General features: G+C 71.3%; 22 protein-coding genes. 14 read left to right on the top strand and 8 right to left on the bottom strand.

All coding sequences use genetic code 11. The features are described from left to right. Window positions 1–75: 75 nt before the first annotated feature. From ACGFYH_RS29490 to ACGFYH_RS29500, 3 genes are all read right to left on the bottom strand, one after another. Window positions 76–1,287 carry a pyridoxal phosphate-dependent aminotransferase gene (locus tag ACGFYH_RS29490; RefSeq protein ID WP_393806216.1) on the bottom strand — a complete coding sequence of 404 codons (1,212 nt, stop codon included), beginning with the start codon at window positions 1,285–1,287 and terminating at the stop codon, window positions 76–78. A gap of 108 nt (window positions 1,288–1,395) precedes the next feature. Further along, window positions 1,396–3,006 (bottom strand): amidohydrolase family protein, encoded by a 1,611-nt coding sequence (locus tag ACGFYH_RS29495; protein ID WP_393806217.1) that lies wholly within the window; start codon window positions 3,004–3,006, stop codon window positions 1,396–1,398. A gap of 56 nt (window positions 3,007–3,062) precedes the next feature. Then, complete coding sequence (locus ACGFYH_RS29500; RefSeq protein ID WP_393806218.1) at window positions 3,063–4,358, bottom strand: alanine racemase; 1,296 nt, start codon at window positions 4,356–4,358, stop codon at window positions 3,063–3,065. A gap of 139 nt (window positions 4,359–4,497) precedes the next feature. Here ACGFYH_RS29500 and ACGFYH_RS29505 point away from each other — a divergent pair, with 139 nt between their 5' ends. The 6 genes from ACGFYH_RS29505 (at window position 4,498) to ACGFYH_RS29530 (ending at window position 10,583) form a co-directional block, all read left to right on the top strand. Next, a complete protein-coding gene (locus ACGFYH_RS29505; protein ID WP_393806219.1) occupies window positions 4,498–5,562 on the top strand; it encodes a sugar kinase in 1,065 nt (354 codons plus the stop codon). Then, window positions 5,559–6,323: an IclR family transcriptional regulator gene (locus ACGFYH_RS29510; protein ID WP_393806220.1), complete on the top strand. Its 765-nt coding sequence runs from the start codon at window positions 5,559–5,561 to the stop codon at window positions 6,321–6,323. The genes ACGFYH_RS29505 and ACGFYH_RS29510 overlap by 4 nt, the downstream gene beginning before the upstream one ends. Continuing rightward, complete coding sequence (locus ACGFYH_RS29515; protein WP_393806221.1) at window positions 6,320–6,730, top strand: RidA family protein; 411 nt, start codon at window positions 6,320–6,322, stop codon at window positions 6,728–6,730. The genes ACGFYH_RS29510 and ACGFYH_RS29515 overlap by 4 nt, the downstream gene beginning before the upstream one ends. A gap of 128 nt (window positions 6,731–6,858) precedes the next feature. Beyond that, window positions 6,859–8,337: a GntP family permease gene (locus tag ACGFYH_RS29520; RefSeq protein ID WP_393806222.1), complete on the top strand. Its 1,479-nt coding sequence runs from the start codon at window positions 6,859–6,861 to the stop codon at window positions 8,335–8,337. Window positions 8,338–8,401: 64 nt separating this feature from the next. Then, complete coding sequence (locus tag ACGFYH_RS29525; RefSeq protein WP_393806223.1) at window positions 8,402–9,193, top strand: hypothetical protein; 792 nt, start codon at window positions 8,402–8,404, stop codon at window positions 9,191–9,193. A 67-nt stretch (window positions 9,194–9,260) separates the two neighbouring features. Beyond that, window positions 9,261–10,583: an Nramp family divalent metal transporter gene (locus ACGFYH_RS29530; RefSeq protein WP_393806224.1), complete on the top strand. Its 1,323-nt coding sequence runs from the start codon at window positions 9,261–9,263 to the stop codon at window positions 10,581–10,583. Window positions 10,584–10,592: 9 nt separating this feature from the next. Here the strand turns inward: ACGFYH_RS29530 and ACGFYH_RS29535 are convergent, their stop codons facing one another. The 4 genes from ACGFYH_RS29535 to ACGFYH_RS29550 form a co-directional block, all read right to left on the bottom strand. After that, entirely contained in the window at window positions 10,593–11,870 is a 1,278-nt protein-coding gene (locus ACGFYH_RS29535) for a hypothetical protein (protein ID WP_393806225.1), read from the bottom strand. Window positions 11,871–11,951: 81 nt separating this feature from the next. Continuing rightward, window positions 11,952–12,461 carry a SigE family RNA polymerase sigma factor gene (locus ACGFYH_RS29540; RefSeq protein ID WP_393806226.1) on the bottom strand — a complete coding sequence of 170 codons (510 nt, stop codon included), beginning with the start codon at window positions 12,459–12,461 and terminating at the stop codon, window positions 11,952–11,954. Window positions 12,462–12,547: 86 nt separating this feature from the next. Continuing rightward, window positions 12,548–12,739, bottom strand: a complete 192-nt coding sequence (locus ACGFYH_RS29545; RefSeq protein ID WP_393806227.1) for a hypothetical protein — start codon at window positions 12,737–12,739, stop codon at window positions 12,548–12,550. A gap of 11 nt (window positions 12,740–12,750) precedes the next feature. Next, on the bottom strand, window positions 12,751–13,602 hold the full coding sequence (locus ACGFYH_RS29550; RefSeq protein WP_393806228.1) for a helix-turn-helix domain-containing protein: 852 nt from the start codon (window positions 13,600–13,602) through the stop codon (window positions 12,751–12,753). Window positions 13,603–13,809: 207 nt separating this feature from the next. On the opposite strand from ACGFYH_RS29550, the gene ACGFYH_RS29555 reads away from it, so the two are divergent. Continuing rightward, the gene (locus ACGFYH_RS29555; RefSeq protein ID WP_393806229.1) at window positions 13,810–14,298 is read left to right on the top strand and encodes an ATP-binding protein; all 489 of its coding nucleotides are present in this window, start codon (window positions 13,810–13,812) and stop codon (window positions 14,296–14,298) included. Between the two features lie 250 nt (window positions 14,299–14,548). Here the strand turns inward: ACGFYH_RS29555 and ACGFYH_RS29560 are convergent, their stop codons facing one another. Further along, on the bottom strand, window positions 14,549–16,258 hold the full coding sequence (locus ACGFYH_RS29560; RefSeq protein WP_393806230.1) for a chitinase: 1,710 nt from the start codon (window positions 16,256–16,258) through the stop codon (window positions 14,549–14,551). 302 nt (window positions 16,259–16,560) lie between these two features. Between ACGFYH_RS29560 and ACGFYH_RS29565 the strand changes: the two genes are divergently transcribed. The 7 genes from ACGFYH_RS29565 to ACGFYH_RS29595 all read left to right on the top strand — a co-directional run bounded on the left by ACGFYH_RS29565 (window position 16,561) and on the right by ACGFYH_RS29595 (window position 23,011). Then, window positions 16,561–17,520 (top strand): hypothetical protein, encoded by a 960-nt coding sequence (locus ACGFYH_RS29565; RefSeq protein WP_393806231.1) that lies wholly within the window; start codon window positions 16,561–16,563, stop codon window positions 17,518–17,520. Between the two features lie 144 nt (window positions 17,521–17,664). Further along, window positions 17,665–18,372: a Flp pilus assembly protein CpaB gene (gene cpaB, locus ACGFYH_RS29570; protein WP_393806232.1), complete on the top strand. Its 708-nt coding sequence runs from the start codon at window positions 17,665–17,667 to the stop codon at window positions 18,370–18,372. A 7-nt stretch (window positions 18,373–18,379) separates the two neighbouring features. Next, entirely contained in the window at window positions 18,380–19,636 is a 1,257-nt protein-coding gene (locus tag ACGFYH_RS29575) for a CpaE family protein (RefSeq protein WP_393806233.1), read from the top strand. Between the two features lie 320 nt (window positions 19,637–19,956). Then, window positions 19,957–20,286, top strand: coding sequence for a pilus assembly protein (locus ACGFYH_RS29580; protein ID WP_393806234.1), 330 nt, complete (start codon window positions 19,957–19,959; stop codon window positions 20,284–20,286). Between the two features lies 1 nt (window position 20,287). Continuing rightward, window positions 20,288–20,653, top strand: a complete 366-nt coding sequence (locus ACGFYH_RS29585) for a TadE/TadG family type IV pilus assembly protein (RefSeq protein ID WP_393806235.1) — start codon at window positions 20,288–20,290, stop codon at window positions 20,651–20,653. Between the two features lie 18 nt (window positions 20,654–20,671). Next, a complete protein-coding gene (locus tag ACGFYH_RS29590; protein WP_393806236.1) occupies window positions 20,672–22,009 on the top strand; it encodes a CpaF family protein in 1,338 nt (445 codons plus the stop codon). Between the two features lie 57 nt (window positions 22,010–22,066). After that, the gene (locus ACGFYH_RS29595) at window positions 22,067–23,011 is read left to right on the top strand and encodes a type II secretion system F family protein (protein WP_393806237.1); all 945 of its coding nucleotides are present in this window, start codon (window positions 22,067–22,069) and stop codon (window positions 23,009–23,011) included. Window positions 23,012–23,016 lie beyond the last annotated feature (5 nt).

The following is a 23,016-nucleotide window of genomic DNA, read 5'->3' on the forward strand; positions in this document are numbered from 1 at the left end:
TGCGTTCGGGAGATGGTGCGGGGCCGTCGGTCCGCGCTCGGCGCACACTCGGCGCACGGCCGGGCCCGGAGTGGGTCAGGGCTGGCTGTAGCCGTCCAGGAAGTTGCCGATCCGGTCCACCGCCTCGTGCAGGTCCACGGCCGCGGGCAGGGTCACCACACGGAAGTGGTCGGGCTCGGGCCAGTTGAAGCCGGTGCCCTGGACGACCATGATCTTCTCCTGGCGCAGCAGGTCCAGGACCATCCGCCGGTCGTCCTTGATCTTGAAGACCTTGGGGTCGAGCCGTGGGAAGAGGTACAGCGCGCCCTTCGGCTTCACGCAGGTCACGCCGGGAATGCTGGTGAGCGCCGCGTGGGCGACGTCCCGTTGCTCGCGCAGCCGGCCGCCCGGCAGCACCAGCTCGTTGATGGTCTGCCGCCCGCTGAGCGCCGCGACCACACCGTGCTGGCCCGGCATGTTGGCGCACAGGCGCATGTTCGCCAGGATCGTCAGGCCCTCGATGTAGGACTCGGCGTGCGCGCGCGGTCCGGAGACCGACATCCAGCCCACCCGGTAGCCGGCCACCCGGTACGCCTTGGACATGCCGTTGAAGGTGAGGGTCAGCAGGTCCGGGGCGATCGCGGCGGTCGGGGTGTGCGTGGCCTCGTCGTACAGGATCTTGTCGTAGATCTCGTCGGAGCAGACCAGCAGGTTGTGGCGGCGCGCGAGGTCCGTCAGCCCGCGCAGCACCGCGTCGTCGTAGACCGCGCCCGTCGGGTTGTTCGGGTTGATGATGACGAGCGCCTTGGTGCGGTCGGTGATCTTCCGCTCCACGTCCGCGAGGTCGGGCATCCAGTCGGACTGCTCGTCGCAGCGGTAGTGCACCGCCGTGCCGCCGGACAGGGACACGGCGGCCGTCCACAGCGGGTAGTCGGGCGCCGGTACGAGCACCTCGTCGCCGTCGTCGAGCAGGCCCTGCATCGCCATCACGATCAGCTCGGAGACGCCGTTGCCGATGAAGACGTGCTCGACGTCCGTCTCGATGCCGAGGGTCTGGTTGTGCATGACGACCGCCCGGCGCGCCGCCAGCAGGCCCTTCGCGTCGCCGTAGCCGTGCGCCGTGGAGACGTTGCGGAGGATGTCCTCCAGGATCTCCGGCGGGCACTCGAAGCCGAAGGCGGCCGGGTTGCCGGTGTTCAGCTTCAGGATGCGGTGCCCGGCCGCCTCCAGCCGCATCGCCTCCTCGAGCACCGGGCCCCGGATTTCGTAACAGACGTTGGCGAGCTTGGTCGACTGGATCACCTGCATGTCCGTGAGCTTACGACCCGGTCGCGCCCCGTGGGCGGTGTTGTCCGCCACGTGGGACGTGTGCTTTGGGTGGATTTCCCCGATCCGGCACGGCGCCGCCGGTGTGCGTCACCGGGGAGTCCGCCGTACCGAGCGCCCCGCCAGCACGTCCGTGCGCCGCCCGTCCTCGATCACGAACCGCCCGTCGACCAGCACGTACGGGATGCCCGTGGGCAGCCGGCGCGGGTCCGCGTAGGTGCTGCCCGCCGCGACCGTCGCCGGGTCGAAGAGCACCAGGTCGGCCCGGTGGCCCTCGCGGACCAGACCCCGGTCCGGCAGCCGCAGCCGGGCCGCCGGGCGCGAGGTGAGGTGGGCGACGCACTCCTCCAGCGAGAGCACGCCCAGCTCACGCACGTAGTGCCCCAGGTAGTGCGGGAAGGTGCCGTAGGCGCGCGGGTGCGGCTTGCCGCCCTGGAGGATCCCGTCCGAACCGCCGGTGTGGACGCGGTGCCGCATGATCGCGCGCACGTTCTCCTCGTGGCCGACGTGCTGGAGGATGGTCGGCGCCAGCCGGTCGGCCAGGAGCAGGTGCCGGGCGACCGTCCACGGGGTCTCGCCGCGCAGCCGCGCCGACTCCAGGACCGTACGGCCGACGTACTCCGCGAGCGCGGGGTCGCCCGTGCCGGAGATCTCGACGGTCTCCCACTCCATGGGCACGCCGTGGGAGCCGTCGGAGCCGATCTCCTCCATGTGGTGCCGGATCCGCTCGGCGGTGTCGTCGTCCGCCAGCCGCTCGAGGATCCGGTCCGGGCCGCCCTCGCTCGCCCAGCTCGGCAGCAGCGCCACGAGGGTGGTGCAGCCGGGGGTGTAGGGGTAGGTGTCGAGGGTGATGTCGGCGCCGCCGGCCAGCGCCTCGTCGAGCAGCGTCAGCAGCTCGGGGGCCCTGCCCTTGTTCACGCCGAAGTTCATCGTGGCGTGCGCCAGGTGCAGCGGGCAGCCCGCCTCCCGGGTCAGCGCCACCATCTCCTCGTACGCCTTCAGGGCCCCGGCCCCGTACGAGCGGTGGTGCGGGCAGTAGTAGCCGCCGTACCAGGCCACCACCCGGCACAGCTCGGTCAGCTCGGCATCCTTGGCGTACATGCCCGGCGTGTACGTCAGCCCGGACGACATGCCGACCGCGCCCTGCTCCATGCCCTCGGCGACCAGTCGCCGCATCCGCTCCAGCTCGGCGGGCGTCGCCTCCCGGTCGTCCCAGCCCACCGCGAGGGCGCGCACCGTGCCCTGCGGGATCAAATACGCGGCGTTGACCGCGATGCCCCCGTCGAGCCGGTCCAGGTACTCGCCGACCGAACGCCAGTCGAAGTCGATGTCGTCACCGGAGCCGTTCCACCCGGCGATCGCCCGGCGCACCTCGCCCAGGGTGCGGTCGTCGACCGGCGCGTACGACAGCCCGTCCTGGCCGATGACCTCCAGGGTGACGCCCTGGGCGGCCTTGGCGCCGTGGTCGGGGTCCCGCAGCAGCGCGAGGTCGCTGTGGGCGTGCATGTCGATGAAGCCGGGGGCCAGCACCAGGCCCTCGGCGTCCAGCTCCCGGCGCGCCCCGGGCCGCTGGCAGCCGGCGGCCGCCGCCTCCTTGACGATCGACACGATCCGGCCGCCGTCGACCACGACGTCGGCACGGTAGGAGTCGGCGCCGGAGCCGTCCACGACGTCCGCGTCCCGGATGACCAGATCTTCCATGTCCCGCTTCCTTTCCCGGCTGTCCCGGAGAAACGTGTGCTCGGATCCCGGCCGTCTCAGAAGAACGTGCGGATGTAGTCGACGACCGTCCCGTCCGCCTCCGCGACCGGGATCAGCTGCCACTTGTCGAAGGAGGTGCACGGGTGGGACAGGCCCAGGCCCACCCAGTCGCCGACCTGGAGACCGGCCCCCGGACCGGTGCGCAGCCAGGCGTGCTGGTCGGACAGGCCGCTCACCGTGATGCCGGTCGCCGGACGCTCGGGGCCGCCGCCCGAGGGGCGGACCACCTGGGCGAAGGGCAGGTCGAGGTCGTAGGCCGCGTCCCGCTTGCCGGCGTTGGCGAAGGCCTGCTCCGGGGAGGGGCGCGAGACCACCTGCGTCCACAGCCGGAAGGCGGGCTCCAGGGCGCCCTCGGCGGGGACCCGGTTGAAGGGGGTCACCTCCCGGTAGTGGCCGTCGTCGTGGGAGACGTAGGCACCGGAGCGCAGCAGCCTGAGTACGGGCAGGGAGAGGCCGGGGACCTCGGCGAACACGTCGGCCACCGCGTCGAACCAGGCGCTGCCGCCCGCGCTCAGCACGATCTCGTCGAGCCCGGCCCCGGCGAACCGGCCGGCCTTGTCGAAGTCCGCGGCCAGCGCCACCAGCCGCCGCAGCCACGCCTGCACACGCGTCGGGTCGGCGTCCGGCACCTCGCCCTCGTACCCGGCGACGCCCGCCAGCCGCAGCGTCCGCGTGCCGGCCACCGCGTCGGCGACCGCCGCGCAGTCCGCCTCCGTGCGCGCCCCGGTCCTGGCGCCCTCACCGGCGCCCAGCTCGACCACGACGTCCACCGGGCGGGCGGCCCCCGCGTCGGTCAGCGCCGCGTCCATCAGCTCCACGCCGCGCACGGAGTCGACGTAGCAGACGAAGCGGAAGTCCGGGTCGGCGTCCAGCTCGGCGGCGAGCCGGCGCAGGGCGGCGGCGTCGACCAGCTCGTTGGCGAGGAAGATCCGCCCGATGCCGAAGGCCCGGGCGACCCACACCTGGTGCGGCACGGCGAGGGTGATGCCCCAGGCGCCGTGCTCGATCTGGCGGTGGAAGAGCTGCGGGGCCATGGAGGTCTTGCCGTGCGGCGCGAAGGCGAGGCCGTGCCGGGCCGCGTACGTCTCCATCAGCGCGAGGTTGTGCGTCAGACGCTCGGCGGACAGGGCCAGCACGGGGGTGGCGAAACCGCCGGTGAAGAGATTGCGGCGCTGACCGGCCAGCTCGGCCACGGTCAGGCCGTACGTGTCCGGCGGGAGGCCCTTGAAGCGGTGGTCGACGTGCTCCTCGGCCAGACGGGCGAGGGCTTCGGAGCCGGTGTCGAGGGCCATGGAGCCTCCCTGGTCTGAACCGTTGCAAAAGATGCAACGATCGTTGCGTATATCGCTTACTGCTGTCTAACATCTCGGCGAACGCGGGGTCAACGGAGCCGCCGCCCGCGAGACGCGACTACTAGGAGCCCTCACCGTCGTGACCGCCATCGGACGAACCAGCACCGCCCCCGACGTCGTCGACGTCGTCGCGCTCGGCGAGTCCATGGTCACCTTCCTCCCCTCCCGCCCCGGACGCCTCGCCGACGTCACCTCCTTCGACCGGGCCATCGGCGGCGCCGAGTCCAACGTGGCCTGCGTGCTCGCCGCCGCCGGACACTCCGCCCGCTGGGTCGGCCGCGTCGGCGCCGACGGCTTCGGCGACCACCTCGTCGAGGCGATCGGCGCCTACGGCGTCGACGTCTCCGCCGTACGCCGCGACCCCGCCCGCCCGACCGGCATCTACTTCCGCACCGCCGGCGACCGCGCCACCGACGCGCACGAGGTGGCGTACTACCGGGCCGGGTCGGCCGCCTCCGCGATGTCCGTCCACACCATGGACCTCGACGCGATCCGCTCCGGCCGCGTCCTCCACCTGTCCGGCATCACGCCCGCGCTCTCCGCCGACTGCCTGGGCCTGATGCGCGAACTGACCGCCCGCCGCCCCGGCCGGCCCCTCGTCTCCTTCGACGTCAACCACCGCCCCGGCCTGTGGCGCGAGGCCGGGAACGGCCCCGAGGTGCTCCTCGAACTGGCCCGCGGCGCCGACATCGTCTTCGTCGGCGAGGACGAGGCCTGGGGAGCGGGCGGCCCCGGCGCCGTACGCGCCGCGCTGCCCGAACCCGCCCTGCTCGTCGTCAAGCAGGGCGCGACCGGCGCCACCGCCTTCCACGGCACCGACGTCACCACCGTCCCCGCCCTCACCGTCGACGTCGTCGCCGCCGTCGGCGCGGGCGACGCCTTCGCCGCCGGGTTCCTCTCCGCCACCCTGCGCGGACTGCCCGTACGCGACCGCCTGCGCCGCGGCCACCTCATGGCCGCCGCCGCCCTCACCGTCCCCGGCGACCTCGCCGCACCACCCGCCCGCGACCTCGCCGACCGGCTCGCCGCCCTCGACGACGCCGCGTGGGGGAGACTGCGACTCGGCCCCGGCTGGACCCGGGCCGGCGAAAGGGCCGGCGAAAGGGCCGGCGAAGGGGCCGACGAGGAGGTACGTACGCCATGAGTCAGACCGTCGACCGCGCGCTCAGCATCCTGCCCCTGCTCGCCGAGGGCCCCGCCGACCTGGGCAGGGTCGCCGAGCGCCTGGGCGTGCACAAGTCCACGGCCCTGCGCCTCCTGCGCACGCTGCACGAGCACGGTTTCGTCTACCGCCAGTCCGACCAGCGCTACCGCCTCGGCGCCCGGCTCATCTCCCTCGCCCAGGAAGCGATGGAGAACCTCGACGTCCGCGAGATCGCCCACCCCCACCTCGTACGCCTCAACGAGCAGGTCGGACACACCGTCCACCTCGCCGTCCACGAGGAGGACGAGGTCCTCTACATCGACAAGGTCGAGAGCCGCTACCCCGTCCGCATGTACTCGCGGATCGGCAAGCCCGTCGCCATCACCGTCGCGGCCGTCGCCAAACTGCTGCTCGCCGACCTCCCCGACAACGAACGCCTAGCCGTGGCCGAGAAGCTCGACTACCCCATGTACACGGCCCGTTCGACACCGAACGCCGACGGGTTCCTCAAGGAACTGGCCAAGGTGCGCGAACAGGGCTGGGCCACCGACCTCGGTGGCCACGAGGAGTCCATCAACTGCGTCGCCGCGCCCATCCGGGGCGCCGACGGCCGGGTGGTCGCCGCCATGTCGGTCTCCGCGCCGAACGTCGTCGTCACCGCCGACGAACTCCTCACCCTGCTCCCGCTGGTGCGCCGTACGGCGGACGCCATCAGCGGCGAGTACTCCGGCAGGACCCCAGCCAAGGAAGTCACCGCATGACCGACAAGATCGCCCTCGTCCCCGCGACCCACACCGTCCCCCCGGCGAAGTTCTCCCACGGCGTCAGGAAGGGCAACCTCCTCCAGGTCGCCGGCCAGGTCGGCTTCCTCCCGCACGAGGACGGCAAGGCCCCCACCCCGGCCGGCCCGACGCTGCGCGAACAGACCCTCCAGACCCTCGCCAACGTCAAGGCGATCCTGGAGGAGGGCGACGCCTCCTGGGACGACGTGATGATGATCCGCGTCTACCTCACGGACGTGGACCACTTCGCCGAGCTGAACGAGATCTACAACGCCTACTTCGAGGAACAGGGCCTCACCCAGCCCCCCGCCGCGCGCACGACCGTCTACGTCGGTCTGCCCGCCGGCCTCCTCGTCGAGATCGACGCGCTGGCCGTCCTCGGCTGACCCTTCCCCGGTCTCTCCTCCGTTCCGTCTGCCTGTCTGTCGCACGGCGCGGCGCCCGCACTCGCGGGGCGCCGTGCCGCGCCCCGCCCTGCCCGAAAGCTGTATGTGCTTACCCAGAGGACCCCCGAATGCCCCATGCCTCCCTCCAGTTCGCCGCTGCCGAGACCCCACCGCACACCGGCGGTCTGCTCACCCTGATCGACGGCACGGCGGGCCTGCTGACCGTCGCCGCCATCGGCATCGCACTCCTGCTCTTCCTGATCATCAAGGTGAGACTGCAGCCGTTCGTCGCGCTGCTCGCCGTCTCCATAGCCGTCGGCCTGCTCGCCGGCCTCTCGGTCACCGAACTCTTCGGCACCGTCCAGAGGTCGGACGCCGTCTCCACCATCGAGTCCGGCATGGGCGGCATCCTCGGCCACGTCGCCATCATCATCGGCCTGGGCACCATGCTCGGCGCGATCCTCGAAGTCAGCGGCGGGGCACAGGTGCTGGCCTCCCGGCTCCTGGGCCTCTTCGGAGAGAAGCGCGCCCCGCTCGCCATGGGCCTCACCGGCCTCATCTTCGGCATCCCGGTCTTCTTCGACGTGGGCATCTTCGTCCTCGCGCCCATCGTCTACGCCGCCGCCAGGCGTTCCGGCAAGTCGATTTTGCTCTACTGCCTGCCCCTGCTGGCCGGCCTCTCGATGACCCACGCCTTCCTGCCGCCGCACCCCGGCCCGGTGGCCGCCGCGGGACTGCTGCACGTGAAGCTCGGCTGGATCATCCTCATGGGCATCGTCTGCGGCATCCCCGCCGTCCTCGCCGCCTGGGTGTACTCCGCCTGGATCGGCCGCCGCATCTTCGTGCCCGTACCGCAGGACATGGTCGAGGCGGCCGAGGAGGCCAAGCAGGCCGTCATCGAGGAACAGCGCAAGGCCGGTGTCGCGCCGCACGAGAGCCCGGTCGCGCTCGGCACCGTCATCGGCATCATCGGCACCCCGCTGGTCCTGATCCTCGCCGCGACCTTCTCCTCCATCGCCCTGGACCCCTCCACCCTCCGCTCGGTGATCGAGTTCTTCGGCAACCCGTTCGTGGCCCTGACCATCGCCCTGCTCCTCGCCTACTACCTGCTCGGCATCCGGCGCGGCTGGTCCCGCAAGTCCCTGGAGACCGTCTCGACGGCCTCCCTGAAGCCGGTCGGCAACATCCTGCTGGTGGTCGGCGCGGGCGGTGTCTTCGGCGCCGTCCTCAAGGCCAGCGGCGTCGCCCAGGCCCTCTCCGACACCTTCAACGACGTCGGCCTGCCGGTGATCGTCCTGTCCTACCTGATCTCCCTGGTGCTGCGGGTCGCCCAGGGCTCGGCGACGGTGGCCATCGTGACGACGGCGGGCATCGTGGCGCCGCTGCTGGCGGAGGGCGACCACTCGCAGGCGTTCGTCGCCCTGGTCATCATGGCCATCTCGGCGGGCTCCATCTTCGCCTCGCACGTCAACGACGGCGGCTTCTGGATGGTCGCCAAGTACTTCGGCATCAGCGAGCGGGACACGCTGAAGACGTGGACCGTGCTGGAGAGCGTCCTGTCGGTCGCCGGGTTCGTGGTGGCGGCCGTGCTGAGCCTGTTCGTGTAGGCGTCTGATAACGAAGTCGGGGCTGGCTGTGTCCGACACAGGATCGTCGACCATACTGCCCGCTGTGGAGCAGCGCAGAGGATCGACCAGCCAGCCCCTGGAAGGCGCCGGATTCGACCCGGCATTCATCCCCGGGCTCACCGCGCCCGTTTCCGGTGAGCCGGAGGACGTGAGACGCGGCAGGACCGAGGCGGAGCCCGAGGCGGAGACCGACGCGGAGGGCGGGCGGGCGGATGCCGCGGTCGACGGCTCGTCCGTCGCCGAGCCCGCCGGGCGACCCACGGAAGCGGATGACGAGGCTCCCGTGGACGGCCCCGTCTTCGAGGCCGCCGACCGCCGCGCCAGGATCGTCGCCGACCACAAGGGCGTCCGTCTCTCTCTCGACGACCAGAGCTGCGAGTTCCGTTGGGACGAGATCGGGGCCGTGGAGACGGAGACCGGCCGCTTCGGCAAGCGGTTCACCCTCACGGTGCACACGCCGGACCGCCGTTGGTACCCGATCGAGATCGAGGCCACGTCCCGAAGCCGTTTCGCCGAGTGGGAGTCCGCGCTGGACGAGGTCCTGGACGCGTACTTCGAGGACGGCGAGGCGGAGGCCGCGGCGCAGGCGGAAGCGGAGGACGACGCCGAGTCCGGGGCACCGACGGAAGCGGAGGACGACGCCGAGTCCGGGGCACCGACGGACGCCGAGGACGACGCGAAGTCCGCGGCGACGACGGGCGCCAAGTCCGCGGCGACGACGGGCGCGGAGGATGCGACAGCGGACGCCGAGCCGACCCTTGGGACGGACGCGGAGGCCGACGCCGGGCCGCACGCCCACGCGGTGACGAAGGCCGACGAGGACGGCAAGGAGTAAGCGCATCGGGTGAAGATCCGCGCACGCCCTCTTGTCCCACCGGCGGCCATGGGCTTTCTTGGCCCCCATGGCGGACACCACGGGCAACACCAGAGACGTAGGCGTGACGGGCGGGCCCGACTCGGCACCCCGTAAGTCCAGTTGGCGCTACATCGGCCCCGGCATCGTCGTCGCGGCGACCGGCGTGGGCGCCGGCGACCTCGTGGCCACTCTCATCGCGGGCAGCAACTTCGGCTACACCCTGCTGTGGGCCGCGGTCATCGGCTGCCTGGTGAAGATCTCCCTCGCGGAGGCGTGCGGCCGATGGCATCTCGCCACCGGCCGCACCCTCTTCGACGGCTGGGCGAGCATCGGCCCCTGGACCACGTGGTTCTTCGCGATCTACGCGGTGATCTGGGGCTTCGTCTACGGCGCCGCGGCGATGTCGTCCAGCGCCCTGCCGCTGCAGGCCCTCTTCCCCGACGTGATGGACCTCGAACGGTGGGGCATCGCCTGCGGCCTGGTGGGCCTGGTCTTCGTCTGGTTCAACAAGTACAGCGTCTTCGAGAAGGTCATGACGGTCCTGGTGGGCGTCATGTTCGTCGTGACCGTCTACCTGGCGATCCGGGTCACTCCCAACCTGGGCGACGCCTTCGCCGGTCTCCTCCCGGTCCTCCCGGACGAGAAGGACTCGGTCCTCAACACCCTGGGCCTGATCGGCGGCGTGGGCGGCACCATCACGCTGGCCGCGTACGGCTACTGGGTCAACGCCAAGGGCTGGACCAACACCGGCTGGATGAAGGTGATGCGCCTGGACAACCGGGTCGCCTACGCCACGACCGGCATCTTCGTCCTCGCGATGCTCTTCGTCGGCGCCGAGCTGCTCCACTCGGCGAACATCGCGATCGCCGGCGGTGACAAGGGACTGATCCAGCTCGGTGACATCCTGGAGGACCAGTACGGCACGGCGACCGGCAAGCTCTTCCTGATCGGCTTCTTCGCCACCTCCTTCACCTCGCTGATCGGCGTCTGGCACGGCGTGAGTCTGATGTTCGCCGACTTCCTGGCCCGTCGGCGGGGCGAACGGGAGGCACGGGGCGACGGACTGGCCTCGGGCCGCCGCGAACGCTCCTGGGCCTTCCGCGCCTACCTGCTCTGGCTCACCTTCCCGCCCATCATCCTGCTCTTCCAGGACGAGCCCTTCCGCCTGATCATCCTCTACGGCGTCCTGGGCGCCGCCTTCATGCCCTTCCTCGCCCTCACTCTGATGTGGCTGCTCAACTCCTCCCGCACGCCCCGCGAGTGGCGCAACGGCGGCCTCAGCAACGGCATGCTCGCCATGGCGGGCCTGCTGTTCCTGGTGCTGTGCGTGAAGCAGGTCTGGGACCAGCCGTGGTCGGAGTTCTTCTAGACGGGCCGGCTACTTCAGCTCGTCCCACTTCTCGCTGAGCGCGATCTCCCGCAGCCGGCCGATGGTCAGCGCGGGAGTGTCGCGGGTGGCGTCCTTGTTCTGGTCGCCGGTGTTGAAGGCGCTGATGACCACGCGGAGGCCGTCCGAACCGGGACGCAGGGTGTCCACGGTCCACATCACGACGCCGGAACCCGCCTTCTCGCCGGGCCCCTGCCGGGTGGTGACACGGGTGCCGTCGGGGAGGGCCTCGGCGGCGGAGTACAGCTGGCCGACGGTCTCGGCGTCACCCATCCCGTGCTGGACGTTGATCTGGACGAGGCTCCTGCCCCGGCCGTCGTCCACGACGACGTAGGCGTACTCGTCCTCCTGCCCGCCGTGTGCGACGACGCGCAGCTTCCGGGGGAGCAGCGCGGCGAGCGTCTCGCCGACCGCCTTCCCGGAAGCCGCCGGCGGCCGCTCGGTGCCGGGCGAGGCCGCCTTCGACGGTTCGGGGCGCTCAGGGACGGCGTCGACCACCTTGCGCCACACTCCCGCCGTGACGATCGTCTTCAACTGCCCGGTCGACAGCGGAGGCTCCGCACGGCTGACCGCCGCGCCCTTCTCGGCGGGGGAGTTCCACTCGGACACGGTGATGTGCTCGCCCCCGGCGGTGACGAGGTCGGCGGACCAGTACTTGGTGTCCACGCGCAGGTCCGGGTACTCGTAGCCCTGGTACAGCCTGAGCTGCGAGCCGTCCGGCAGTTCGGCGGTGCTGCAGTCGTCGTAGGGCGTGAAGTTCCTGTCCGGACACGCCATCAGCTGGCGAAGCTGCGCGCTGCCCGGATCGACCCGGCCGAAGCCCAGGCCGACCGCGGCGGCCCCCTCGCCGTCGTCGTACACGAGGTGCGCGGACGGCCCCAGCTCGTCGTCCGAGGCCCGGGCCGACTCCCCGCTGAACGTTCCCTCGGGCAGCATGCCCTTGAGCTCCCGGAGCAGCTCGTCGCCCGAGAAGACGGTGGCGGCGGCGGTCGGGGCGCCGCCGGACGCGACGGTGGACCGTCCGGGACCGGCCGGCTCGTCCGCCGGCAGGACCATCACCCCGCCCACCCCGGCCAGGGCCACCCCGGCCAGGGCCACCCCGGCCACCCCGCTCACCACGGCCGCCCTGCGCCGGAGCAGGGCCCGCCGCCCCCGGACCCGGCCGGCGGTGACGAGAGCCGACCGGTCGGCCTCGAAGCCGTCACCGGCATCGCGCAGGGCGTCGGACAGCCGGTCCTCGAAGGGGCCCTGACGATGGTTTTCGAGCATGACGAACCACCCTTTCCACAAGTGAGTCGAGATGAGGAACCAGGAGCGGCGAACCGGCGGCTGCCAGGGCGGCGCGTCGTCTCAGGGTCTGGCGTACTCCGAGAGGTCCTCGCCCAGCAGCCCCCGCAGCCGGCCGAGCGCCCGCGAGCACCGCGTCCGCACCGCCGCCGAACTGACGCCGAGCACGTCGGCGGTCTGCTCGACCGAGCGGTCGTCCCAGTACCGCAGGACGACTACGGCCCGGTCCTTGGCGGGCAGCCGCGCGAGCGCGTCCAGCAGCGTCAGCCGCAGCGACGCGTCCCCGTCGCCGGAGCCGGGCCGATCGGGGAGCACGTCCGTCGCCCGCTCCCCGCTGCTGCGGCGCCGCTGGTGGGCGAGGAAGGCACGCGTGAGCACGGTCTGCGCGTACGCGGCGGGATTCTCCACGCGCGACATCCTCCCCCACCGCACGTACAGCCGCCCGAAGGTCTCCTGCACGAGATCCTCGGCCAGATGCGTGTCCCCGGCGGTGAGCAGACACGCGGACCGGTACAGATGCCCGGCCCGCGCCACCGCGAACTCGGCGTACTCGTCCGCCCGCCCCTGCCTCATGTACGCGTTCTCCCGTAGTCACCGCTGCCGTGTACTGCCTTCACCTCATTGATGCGGTGGGCCCGTGAAAATGTTTCATACGAGCCTCACAGGAGGTGGTCGGCCCTGCCCGCCTTGATGTCGAGGATCATGCGGCGCAGTGCGTCCCGGCTGTCGGTGAGGGGGCTGTCCTCCTCACCGGCTATGGCGATGTAGGCGTTGCCGGCGGTGTCGGTACCGAGGCGGAAACAGGAGTTTCCCTCGCCGCAGAAGGGCTCTTCCCAGGTGATGTCGCTCATCGGGCTTCTCCTCAGAGATCGTTGGCAATCTCGCGGATGAAGTCGCGTGACTTCGCCGACGACAGGGCGATGCGCTCCATCCAGTCCAGGTGGGCACGGTACTTCGCCAACTGAGCCTCGGCGTGCAGGAAATCCGGCCCGTGCGAGCTGTCGACCTGCACCGTGTCAAGTTGGGCCACTGGCCCCTCCGCGTACAGCACAGTTTGTCCGGCTCCGGGAAACGCCCCGGCGGCAAAGGGGATGACCAAGACGGTCACGTTGTCCTGCTCCGACTTCTCCAGTACGTGACGCAGCTGAGCCTTGGCCACCTCGCGACCACCGAACTGCATGCGCAGGGCCGCCTCATGCACGATGGCGATCAGCGGTGTCGCTTCGGCCCCGTCCAGTACGTTCTGCCGTTCCACGCGGTGTGCCAGGCGTAGGGCGACCTCGTGCTCGGGTAACTGTGGGATGACAACACGGAAGACGGCCATGGCGTGGTCCGAGGTCTGCAACAGGCCTGGAATGTGCATGGAATAGGCGGCCCGCATGCGTACGGTGTGCGCCTCCAACTCCGCGATGTCCAACATCCCCTGGGGCAAGGACCCGCGGTACCGTTCCCACCAGCCCCGCCGACCGGTGGCGGCCATACCGGCCAGAGCCTCGACGTACGCTGGGTCGGGACAGTCGCAGTTGCAGGCCAGGGTACGGATGCGCTCCGGGCTGACCGCGCGCACTCCCGACTCGATGTGCGAGATCGTGCCTCGGTCCACTCCCAGCAGTCCTGCGGCGAACTCCGCGGACATGCCCGCCGACGTGCGCATGCGACGAACCTCGATTCCCAGCCGCTTCTGACGTGCTGTGGCTGACGTCCTCGCTCCCATTCCGCTCCCTCCACATTCGCCCTGGGCCAGTCTGCCGTCGACACCCACCGCTACCCACGAACGAGCGCATTTTTTCCTGACAGGTGCCAAATTAGGCACCGAGGCCGATACATTCAGTAGCGCCAACGCTACACAGGGAGTCCGGCAGTGCATCGCGCGAGCCTGCCCGCGCGACGGAGCCACCGGCCGCCCGACGAAGGAGTCACCATGCCCGCGACCCGCTGTCCCGCCGCTCCCGCCTACCCGGCGGACCCGACACCCCCCATCCCCGAAACCCTGGCCTACAGCTTCACGCTCCCCGCCGCTCTGGCCAGCCCGGCCCTGGCGCGAGCGACGGCACGGGAGGTGCTGCGGGCCCACGGTCTGACGGACATGCTGGACCCGGCGTTGCAGGCAGTCGGGGAACTGACGGCGGTCGCCTGCCAGTTCACGGAGTCGCACAACTACTACCTGACCCTGCGCTACCGCTTCTCCACGCTCCGGGTGATCGCCTACGACAGCCACCCGCGCCATACGAGCCCCCACCTGTCCACGGCCTGCGACACCCGCCGCCGAGCGGCCCTCCGCGTCCTGGCCTGTGTCTGCCGCGCCTGCGACGGCACATGGGGCTTCGGCGAGGCGAGGGAACCGGGTGGCGGCACACGCATGTGGGCGACCCTGCCGAGGGCGAGCGCGGCGGCGTACGGGGCACCTTGACGGCACGGCGCACGTCACAACCGACCTGCACCCTGCCTTGGTTGTGCCCGCACCTCCCGTACACCGGAGAGCGCCCGCGTCGGCGCACGCCCGGACAACGGGAAGTCGTCACCGTGTCCAGCACCTGCCGGTCGCGCGTTCGCTCGTGCGGGTCACCTGGGGCGGTTGCTGAGCCCGGGGCGGGGGCGGACACGCACGGGCATCCCCCCGCCCGTGTCTCCGCGGGCGGGGGGAGCCGGTCGGTCGTGGGTTACGGCAGCGCGTGTACGTGAGGCCCCACCGCACTCGACCACCCGTTGCCGGCCGTCGCGTCCCAGTTCGTGGACCAGGTCATCGCGCCCCGCAGGTCGGGGTAGGTCCTCGACGGCTTGAAGGAACCGCAGTTGGCCGCCTTGGTGAGGCAGTCCAGGGCGGCGTTGACCACCGACGGGGAGACGTAGCCGCCGCCCGCAGCGCGGGTGGAGGCCGGCAGGCCCAGGCCGACCTGGGACGGGGCGAGGCCGCCCTCCAGCTGGATGCAGGCCAGGGCGGTGAGGAAGTCGACCGTGCCCTGGGCGTACACCTTGCCGTCGCAGCCCAGCATCGTTCCGCTGTTGTAGTACTGCATGTTGACTACCGTGAGGATGTCCTTCACGTTCAGCGCCGTCTGGAAGTAGGAACCGGACGTCGACTGCATGTCGATCGTCTGCGGCGCCATCGTGAGGATCATGTCGGGGCCCGCCTTCGCCGACAGGGCGTGCAGGGCCTGTGACATGTAGGTCGCGTTGAGGCCGTTCTCCAGGTCGATGTCGACGCCGTCGAAGCCGTACTCCTGCATGAGGGAGTAGACGGAGTTGGCGAAGTTGGTCGCGGAGGCGGAGCTGTTCACCGAGACGGTGCCCTTCTCGCCGCCCACCGAGATGATGACCTTCTTGCCCGCGGCCTGCTTCGCGCGGACGTCCGCCTTGAACTGGTCGACCGTGTAGCCGCCGAGCCCGGCCGAGTCGAGGTGGAAGGCCACCGCGCCCGGCGTCGTCGTCGCGTCGGCGAAGGCCACCGCGATGATGTCGTACGCGGACGGCACGTCGGAGATCCTCTGGACCGTCGCCCCGTTGTTGAAGTTCTGCCAGTAGCCGGTCACCGCGTGCTTGGGCAGGTCACCGCCGCCCCCGCCGCCCTGCTCGGCGGTGCGGGCCGTCACCGTCGCCGACTTCGCCGACTCACCGGCCGCGTTCGTCGCCGTGACCTGGAAGGAGTACGAGGTCGAGGCCGCGAGGCCGGTCACCGTCGCCGAGGTGCCGGTCACCGCCGTCACCTTGGTGCCGCCCCGGTAGACGTTGTACCCGGTGGCGCCCGGCACCGCGTTCCAGGCGAGCGACGCCGAGTTCGACGTCGTACCGGAGACGTTCAGGCCGGCCGGGGCCGTCGGGACTGTGGGGTCGGGGTCCCCGTCGTCGCCGCCGCCCCCGTCCGGACCGAAGACGGACAGGTCGTCGGCGTAGTAGGCCGACTGTCCGTACCAGCCGTGCGTGTACACCGTCACCGAGGTCGTGGAGGAGCCGGTGGTGAACGTCGTCTTCAGCTGCTTCCAGGAGGCCGCGTCCGGGGTCCAGGTCGACACGTCCGTCGTGCCCGTTCCCGTGACGCCCAGGTAGGTGTACCCGCCCTGCACCCAGGCGCTCAGCGTGTACGTCGAGTCGGGCCTGACCGCGACGCTCTGCGAACAGCGCGCGTTGCCCTGCCCGGCCGGTGTGGCCTTCAGCGCGGCGGACCCCGAGTGTGCCGGGGAGGCGACGGTCGTGCCGCTGTCCGCCGAGCAGGACCAGTTGCTCAGACCGGACTCGAAACCGGCGTTCCTGGCATTGTTGACGTCCGCGGCCGAGGCCGGGCCGACGGCCGTGAACGCGAGTGCCAGGGCGGCGGTGACGGCGCCCGACCAGGTGCCGAGACGTCTTCCGCGTCGTCTGCGTACGGGGTCCACTGCTGCCTCCGGGGGGAGTGGGGAGGGATGGGGGACGGCGGCCACCGTTGACGTACAAGGTGGTCCAGACCAATTGAAGGTGTCAAGAGGTGGGTACGGACCACATTCCCCGAGCCCCGTGCGGTCGGCGCGGCCTCGAAATCACTCAACCTGCCCCGATTTGAAGCATCTTGTGCAACACGAGTTGTTCCACAGGTACAGAAACGCTGTTCTCCGGTCACAGACGCGTGGATACAGTGCTCACGTAGTCACGCAGTGAAGTCATCCGGGTGTGCCGGAGTAACACCGGTGGACCGACGGGCATGGAAGACGGGGAGCCGCGCGTGCCAACTGCCATCGCCGTGACCAGTGCCGACATGGCACTGCCGCCGCAGGACGAACGGACGCTGCCCGCGGCCGTGCTCCAGGACGTCGGCCGGCGTCCCCTGGAGCAGGTGCTGGCCGAGCTGCAGACGCTGGTCGACCAGTACGGACACGTGATCGTGGTGTGCTCGCGGGCCGTACCGGCGAGTGTGGAGCGACGCCTGCACACCGTCCGCGCCCTCCTGGAGACCGACCGCATCGCCTTGTTCCGGCCACCCCTGCCCCCGCTCGGAATCGCCGTGCTGGCACGCCAGTTGCGTCAGCTGGCCTCCTGCGACCTCAGCCCCGGCGTCCTCGCCTCCGCGGGCCGGCTGCTCACCCACTACATCCACGCCGGCGCCCTGCTCGGCTCCGTCGCCCGGCTCGACCACGTTCCGGTCGGCCTGAAGGCGCACGCCAGGTCCTGGGTGCCCGGCAGCCAGTTCGGCGTCGTGGCCCACCCCGTGCCCCAGCTGGTGCGGGTCGGCCCCGAGGCCGCCCTGGAGGGACCCGAGTTCGGCACCTGGCTGCTGGTCGCCAAGGGGCAGCTCCCGTCCGACTGGGTCACCGGCACCCTCGCCCCGTCATGGCGCGTGCAGGGACTGCGCGAGATGGCGCTGCCCGCGGAGTCCCCGGCCTGGTGGGGGACCGGACGGCTGACCGAGTTCTGCGCGTACCTCCCCGACCTCTCGGTCCTCTACCAACTGGTCACCTCGGTGCGGCAGAGCACCTGCCACTGGTGCGGCATCGACGTCATCGGCGACCGCTGCGTGTTCTGCTCCGCTACACCGCCCGTGTACGACGACGGAGGCGGCAGCGGCCGGGATGGCGCACTCGGCCACCGCCGCGACCCGGCTCTAGGTCCCCGCCGCGACGCCGCACTCGGCCGTCACCGTGAGAGACGAGCGCTGACTGGGTAGGCCCCGTATCGCCCCTCTTCCGTCCGCCCCTCTTCCGTCCGCCCCTCTTCCGTCCGCCCCGTACCGCCATCCGATCCCATCCGGCCCGGCCCGGTCCGGTCCGGTCCGGTCCGACCGATTCCCCCCAATGAGGTTGCACGGCCCATGAACTCCCGTCAGCGCCGCGGCATCATCCTGCTGATCCTGTCGATCCTCTGCGCCCTCGGCGCGTTCGCCGGCGTGCTGTCCGTCGTCAACGACGTGAAGTCCAAGGTCGGCCCCGAGGTCGCCGCGTACCGGCTGAAGTCCGACATCAAGCCCTACACGGAGCTCGGTGCGACGCAGTTCGAGAAGATCGAGATGCCCGAGCGCTGGCTGTCGGAGAACGCCGTCACCGACCTCTCCGAGGTCCGCGGCAAGATAGCCGTGACGAGACTGAAGGCGGGCTCGCTGCTCCAGACGGACATGATCGTCGACCCTCCGGCCCTGCGGCCCGGGCAGCAGGAGGTCGCCATCCTGATCGACGCGGCGACCGGCGTCGCCGGCAAGATCACGCCCGGCTCCTCCGTCAACGTGTACGCCACCTTCGAGGGACAGCGCGAGGGCGACCCCGACCAGTCCAAGATCATCGTGACCAACGCCAAGGTCATCGACGTCGGCGAACTCACCTCGCTCAAGCCCGACGAGGGCAGCCGCGACCGCGAACCCACCGACGCCGTCCCCATCACCTTCGCCTTGTCCACCATCGACGCCCAGCGCATCACCTACGCCGAGTCGTTCGCCCGGCGGGTCCGGCTCGCGCTGGTGGCCCCCGGCGGTGACACCACGGTCCCGGACAAGGACCGGACGTACGAACTCGCGAAGGACAAGTGAGAGCCGTATGGCCACGAGGATCCTCCCCGCAGTCGGTGACGCGGACGCCGTACGGTCCCTCACGACCCTGCTCAGCCAGCTCCCGGACGCCGAACCGGTCGCCCCCGTCACCGACTCCACTCAGCTCGTCGACACCCTCGCCCGGCTGGCGGCCGAGTCGGTCGACGAGCTGCCCGAGGTCGTGATCGTCCACGAGCGCATCGGTCCGGTCCCGGCGCTGGAGCTGATCCGTGAGGTCGCCCTCCGCTTCCCGGCCGTCGGCGTCATCCTCGTCACCTCCGACCCCGGCCCCGCCCTCTTCCAGGCCGCCATGGACCACGGCGCCCGCGGCCTGGTCGCCCTCCCGCTCGGCTACGAGGAACTCGCCAACCGGGTCCAGGCGGTGGCCCAGTGGTCGGTGGGCGTACGCCGGCACCTCGGCAGCGGCGTCGACGTGTTCACCGGAGCGGGCGGCACCGTCGTCACCGTGAGCGGCGCGAAGGGCGGTGTGGGCGCCACCCTGACCGCCGTCCAACTGGCACTGGCGGCCCAGGCGTCCGGCCGGTCCACCGCGTTGCTCGACATGGACCTCCAGACCGGCGACGTCGCCTCCTACCTGGACGTGCAGTTCCGCCGCTCGGTCGCCGACCTGGCCGCCATCACCGACATCTCCCCGCGCGTCCTGGCCGACGCCGTCTTCCGCCACGACAGCGGCCTCGCCCTGCTGCTCGCCCCCGGCGAGGGGGAACGCGGCGAGGAGGTCACCGACCGCGCCGCCCGCCAGATCGTCGGCGCCCTGCGCTCCCGGTACGAGGTCGTCGTCATCGACTGCGGCGCCCAGCTCGGCGGGGCCGGCGCGGCCGCCGTGGAGATGGCCGACACGGCGCTGCTGGTCACCACCCCGGACGTGGTCGCCGTACGGGGCGCCAAGCGGGCGGTGCGGATGTGGGACCGGTTGCAGATCCGCAAGGCGGAGGAGACGACCGTGGTCGTCAACCGGCACACGCGGGGTACGGAGATCCAGCCCCCGCTGATCCAGAAGATCACCGGCACGGCGGTCGCCGCCACCACCGTCCCCGCGAACTTCAGGGAACTCCAGGGCGCCGTGGACGCCGGCCGCGTCCACGAACTGGACGCCAAGAGCACCGTGAAGCAGGCCCTGTGGGCACTCGCGGGCGAACTGGGCCTGGCCGGTGCCCCCGAGGGCGCCCGCAAGGGCCACGGCCGCTTCCGCGGGGACCGCGGCCCGACCGGCTTCCGGCGCCGGAAGGACGGTGCGGGGTGAACGGGTTACGGAATCGGGGCTGGGACCGGGGCTGGGACTGGGGTTGTGGTCGGGACTCGGGCCGGGCCCGGGGTCGTGGTCGGGAGTGGAGCCGGGACCGGGACCGGGGCTGGGACTGGGGTCGTGGTCGGGACTCGGGTCGGACTTGGGGTCATGGTCGGGACTCGGGTCGGACCTGGGGTCGTGGTCGGGACTGGGACCGTGGCCGGAATTCGGGCCGGGCCTGGGACCGTGGCCTGGACTCGGGCCGTGGCCGGGCCTGGGACCGTGGCCGGGACTGGGACCGGGAGAGCGGCCAGGTCACCATCGAGTTCCTCGGCATGACACCGACGATCATCGCGACGCTGGTGGTGCTGTGGCAGCTCGTACTCGTGGGATACACGTACACGCTCGCGGGGAATGCTGCGGACGAGGCGGTACGGGCGGCGACGGCCGCCGATCGCGGGGCGCGGCAGGGAGCTTGCCGGGAAGCGGGCCTGGACAAGCTGCCGGGCTCGTGGGAGGGAGGTGCCGACGTGGACTGCGGCACCGCGGGCGGCTACGTCACCGCCGACGTGCGCATCGAGGTCCCCCTCCTCTTCCCGGGCACCGTCAGCTTCCCGTTCACCGTGCACGGCCACGCGGGCGCCGTGGAAGAGGAGGACGACTGAGATGCCGTACTCCCGCCGGAACAGACGCGTCGGGGACCGCGGCCAGGCGGCCATCGAGTACCTCGGCTTCCTTCCCGTCCTGATCATCGTCGGCATGGCCGCCGTACAACTCGGCCTGATCGCGTACACCGCCCAGCAGGCCGGCACCGCCGCCCGTGCGGGGGCCCGCAGCGCCTCGCTCCAGGAGAGCGCCGCGGACGCCTGCGCGGCCGCCGTCAGCAGTTGGCTGGCCGACGGCACGAACTGCCCGTCGTCCTACGGCGGCGACGAGGTGACGGTCACCGCCACCGTCGACATCCCCTCCATCGTCCCCGGCTGGGACTTCGGGGACGCCACCCGGACCGCCACCATGCCGCTGGACCACTGACCGAGGAGCCGAGGACGCATGAGCCTGCGCGCGCGCATCCACTCGCCCGAGGAGAACGGCAGCCGGGGCGAGGACGGACACCTGGTCGCCTCCTACCGGGCCAAGCTCCTGGAGGAGATCGACCTCGCCGAGATGAGCTCGCTCGCGACGGCCGAACGCCGCGCCCGCCTCGAACGGGTCCTCGGCCACATCATCAGCCGCGAGGGCCCGGTCCTGTCCACGGCCGAACGCTCCCAGCTGATCCGCCGGGTCGTCGACGAGGCCCTGGGTCTCGGCATCCTGGAACCGCTGCTGGAAGACGCGTCCATCACGGAGATCATGGTCAACGGCCCCGACGCGATCTTCGTCGAGCGCGGCGGCCGCGTCGAACAACTCCCGCTCCGTTTCGCCTCCCACGACCAGCTGATGCAGACCATCGAGCGGATCGTCTCCACGGTCAACCGCCGCGTGGACGAGTCGAACCCGATGGTCGACGCCCGCCTCCCCTCCGGCGAGCGCGTCAACGTCATCATCCCGCCGCTCTCGCTGACCGGCGCCACCCTCACCATCCGCCGCTTCCCCCGCTCCTTCACCCTCCACGAGCTGGTCGGCCTCGGCTCGCTCGACGAACACATGCTGTACCTGCTGGCCGGGCTGGTGCAGGCCCGCTTCAACATCATCGTCTCGGGCGCGACCGGCACCGGGAAGACCACCCTGCTCAACGCCCTCTCCGGCCTGATCCCGGAAACCGAACGCATCATCACCATCGAGGACTCGGCGGAACTCCAGCTCCAGCAGGCGCACGTCATCCGCCTGGAGTCCCGTCCGCCCAACGTCGAGGGCCAGGGCCGGGTGACGATCCGCGACCTGGTCCGCAACTCACTGCGCATGCGCCCCGACCGCATCGTCGTCGGCGAGGTCCGCGGCGGCGAGTCCCTGGACATGCTCCAGGCCATGTCGACGGGCCACGACGGCTCCCTCGCCACGGTCCACGCCAACAGCGCGGAGGACGCCCTGATGCGGCTCCAGACCCTGGCCTCGATGTCGGACGTCGAGATCCCCTTCGTGGCCCTGCACGACCAGATCAACAGTTCCGTCGACGTCCTGGTCCAGCTCACCCGCTTCGCCGACGGCGCCCGCCGCATCACCGAGATCGCGCTGCTGGCCAGCCACGGGGGCGAGCCGTACCGCCTGGCCACGGTCGCCCGTTTCGACGCCAGGCCGATGACCGCCGACGGCCGCATCCACGGCACGTACGCGTACTCACCCCTCCCGCACCGCACCGCCGAGCGCCTCTACATGGCCAACCAGCCCATCCCGCAGGCCTTCGGCGTGGCCCACTCCCCGGACCAGCTGACGACCCGAGAAGCCAGGTAGAACAGCCGCCGCCGCCCGCTCCGCCCTCAGCCCCTCACGCCAGGTAGGAACCGCCCGATGGAACTGGAAACGCTCGTCACGCTCACCACCGGCATCACGCTGCTGACCTGCGTCCTGGCGGTCACGGGCCTGCACTCCTACGCCGCCGGAAAGGCCCAGCGCGCGGCCCTGGTCGACCGCCTCGCCGCGACGGGGCAGCTACCGTCGACGGGACGCCGACGCCGCTTCCCCGCCCTGGACCGCCGCCTGCGCCGCACCGGACCCGGCAGGAATCTGGAGCTGCGCCTGGCGGCGACCGGCCTGGACGTCACGCCCGGCGAGTTCTTCGCCTACATGCTCGCCACGGTCGCCGGCCTGTGGCTGATCGGCCAGGCGGCCCTGGCCCCCTTCTTCGGCCCCCTCGCCGGCCTGCTGGGTATCGGCGTGGCCATCCAGTTCCTCAACTGGCAACGCCAGAAACGCATCGAGAAGTTCATCAACCAGCTCCCCGAACTCGCCCGCATCCTCGCCAACGCCACCCAGGCCGGCCTAGCCCTGCGCACCGCCGTCGGCATGGCGGCGGAAGAGCTGGAGGCCCCCGCCGGCGAGGAACTCGGCAAGGTGGCCGACCAACTGGCCCTCGGCGCCTCGATGGACGACGCCCTCGGCGAACTCGCCGGCCGCCTCCCCTCCCGCGAGCTGGTCGTCCTGGTCACCACCCTCGTCCTGTCCAACCGCGCGGGCGGCCAGGTGGTCAGCGCCCTGCGCAACCTGACGGAGACCCTGGAGGAGCGCAAGGAGACCCGGCGCGAGGTCCGCACCCAGCTCTCCCAGGTCACGATGACGTCCTACGCCGTCCCCGTCCTGGGCATCGGCTCGTTGCTCCTGATGAACGGGGTGAAGGACGGCGCCCTGGAACGCATGACGGGCTCCCCGGTCGGCCAGGCCGCGGTGATCACCGCCTTCGCGCTGTACGCCGTCGGGTTCGTCCTCATCCGCCGCCTGTCCCGCATCGACGTCTGAGAGGA

The organism is Streptomyces sp. NPDC048392, from assembly GCF_043200575.1.
Lineage (GTDB): Bacteria > Actinomycetota > Actinomycetes > Streptomycetales > Streptomycetaceae > Streptomyces.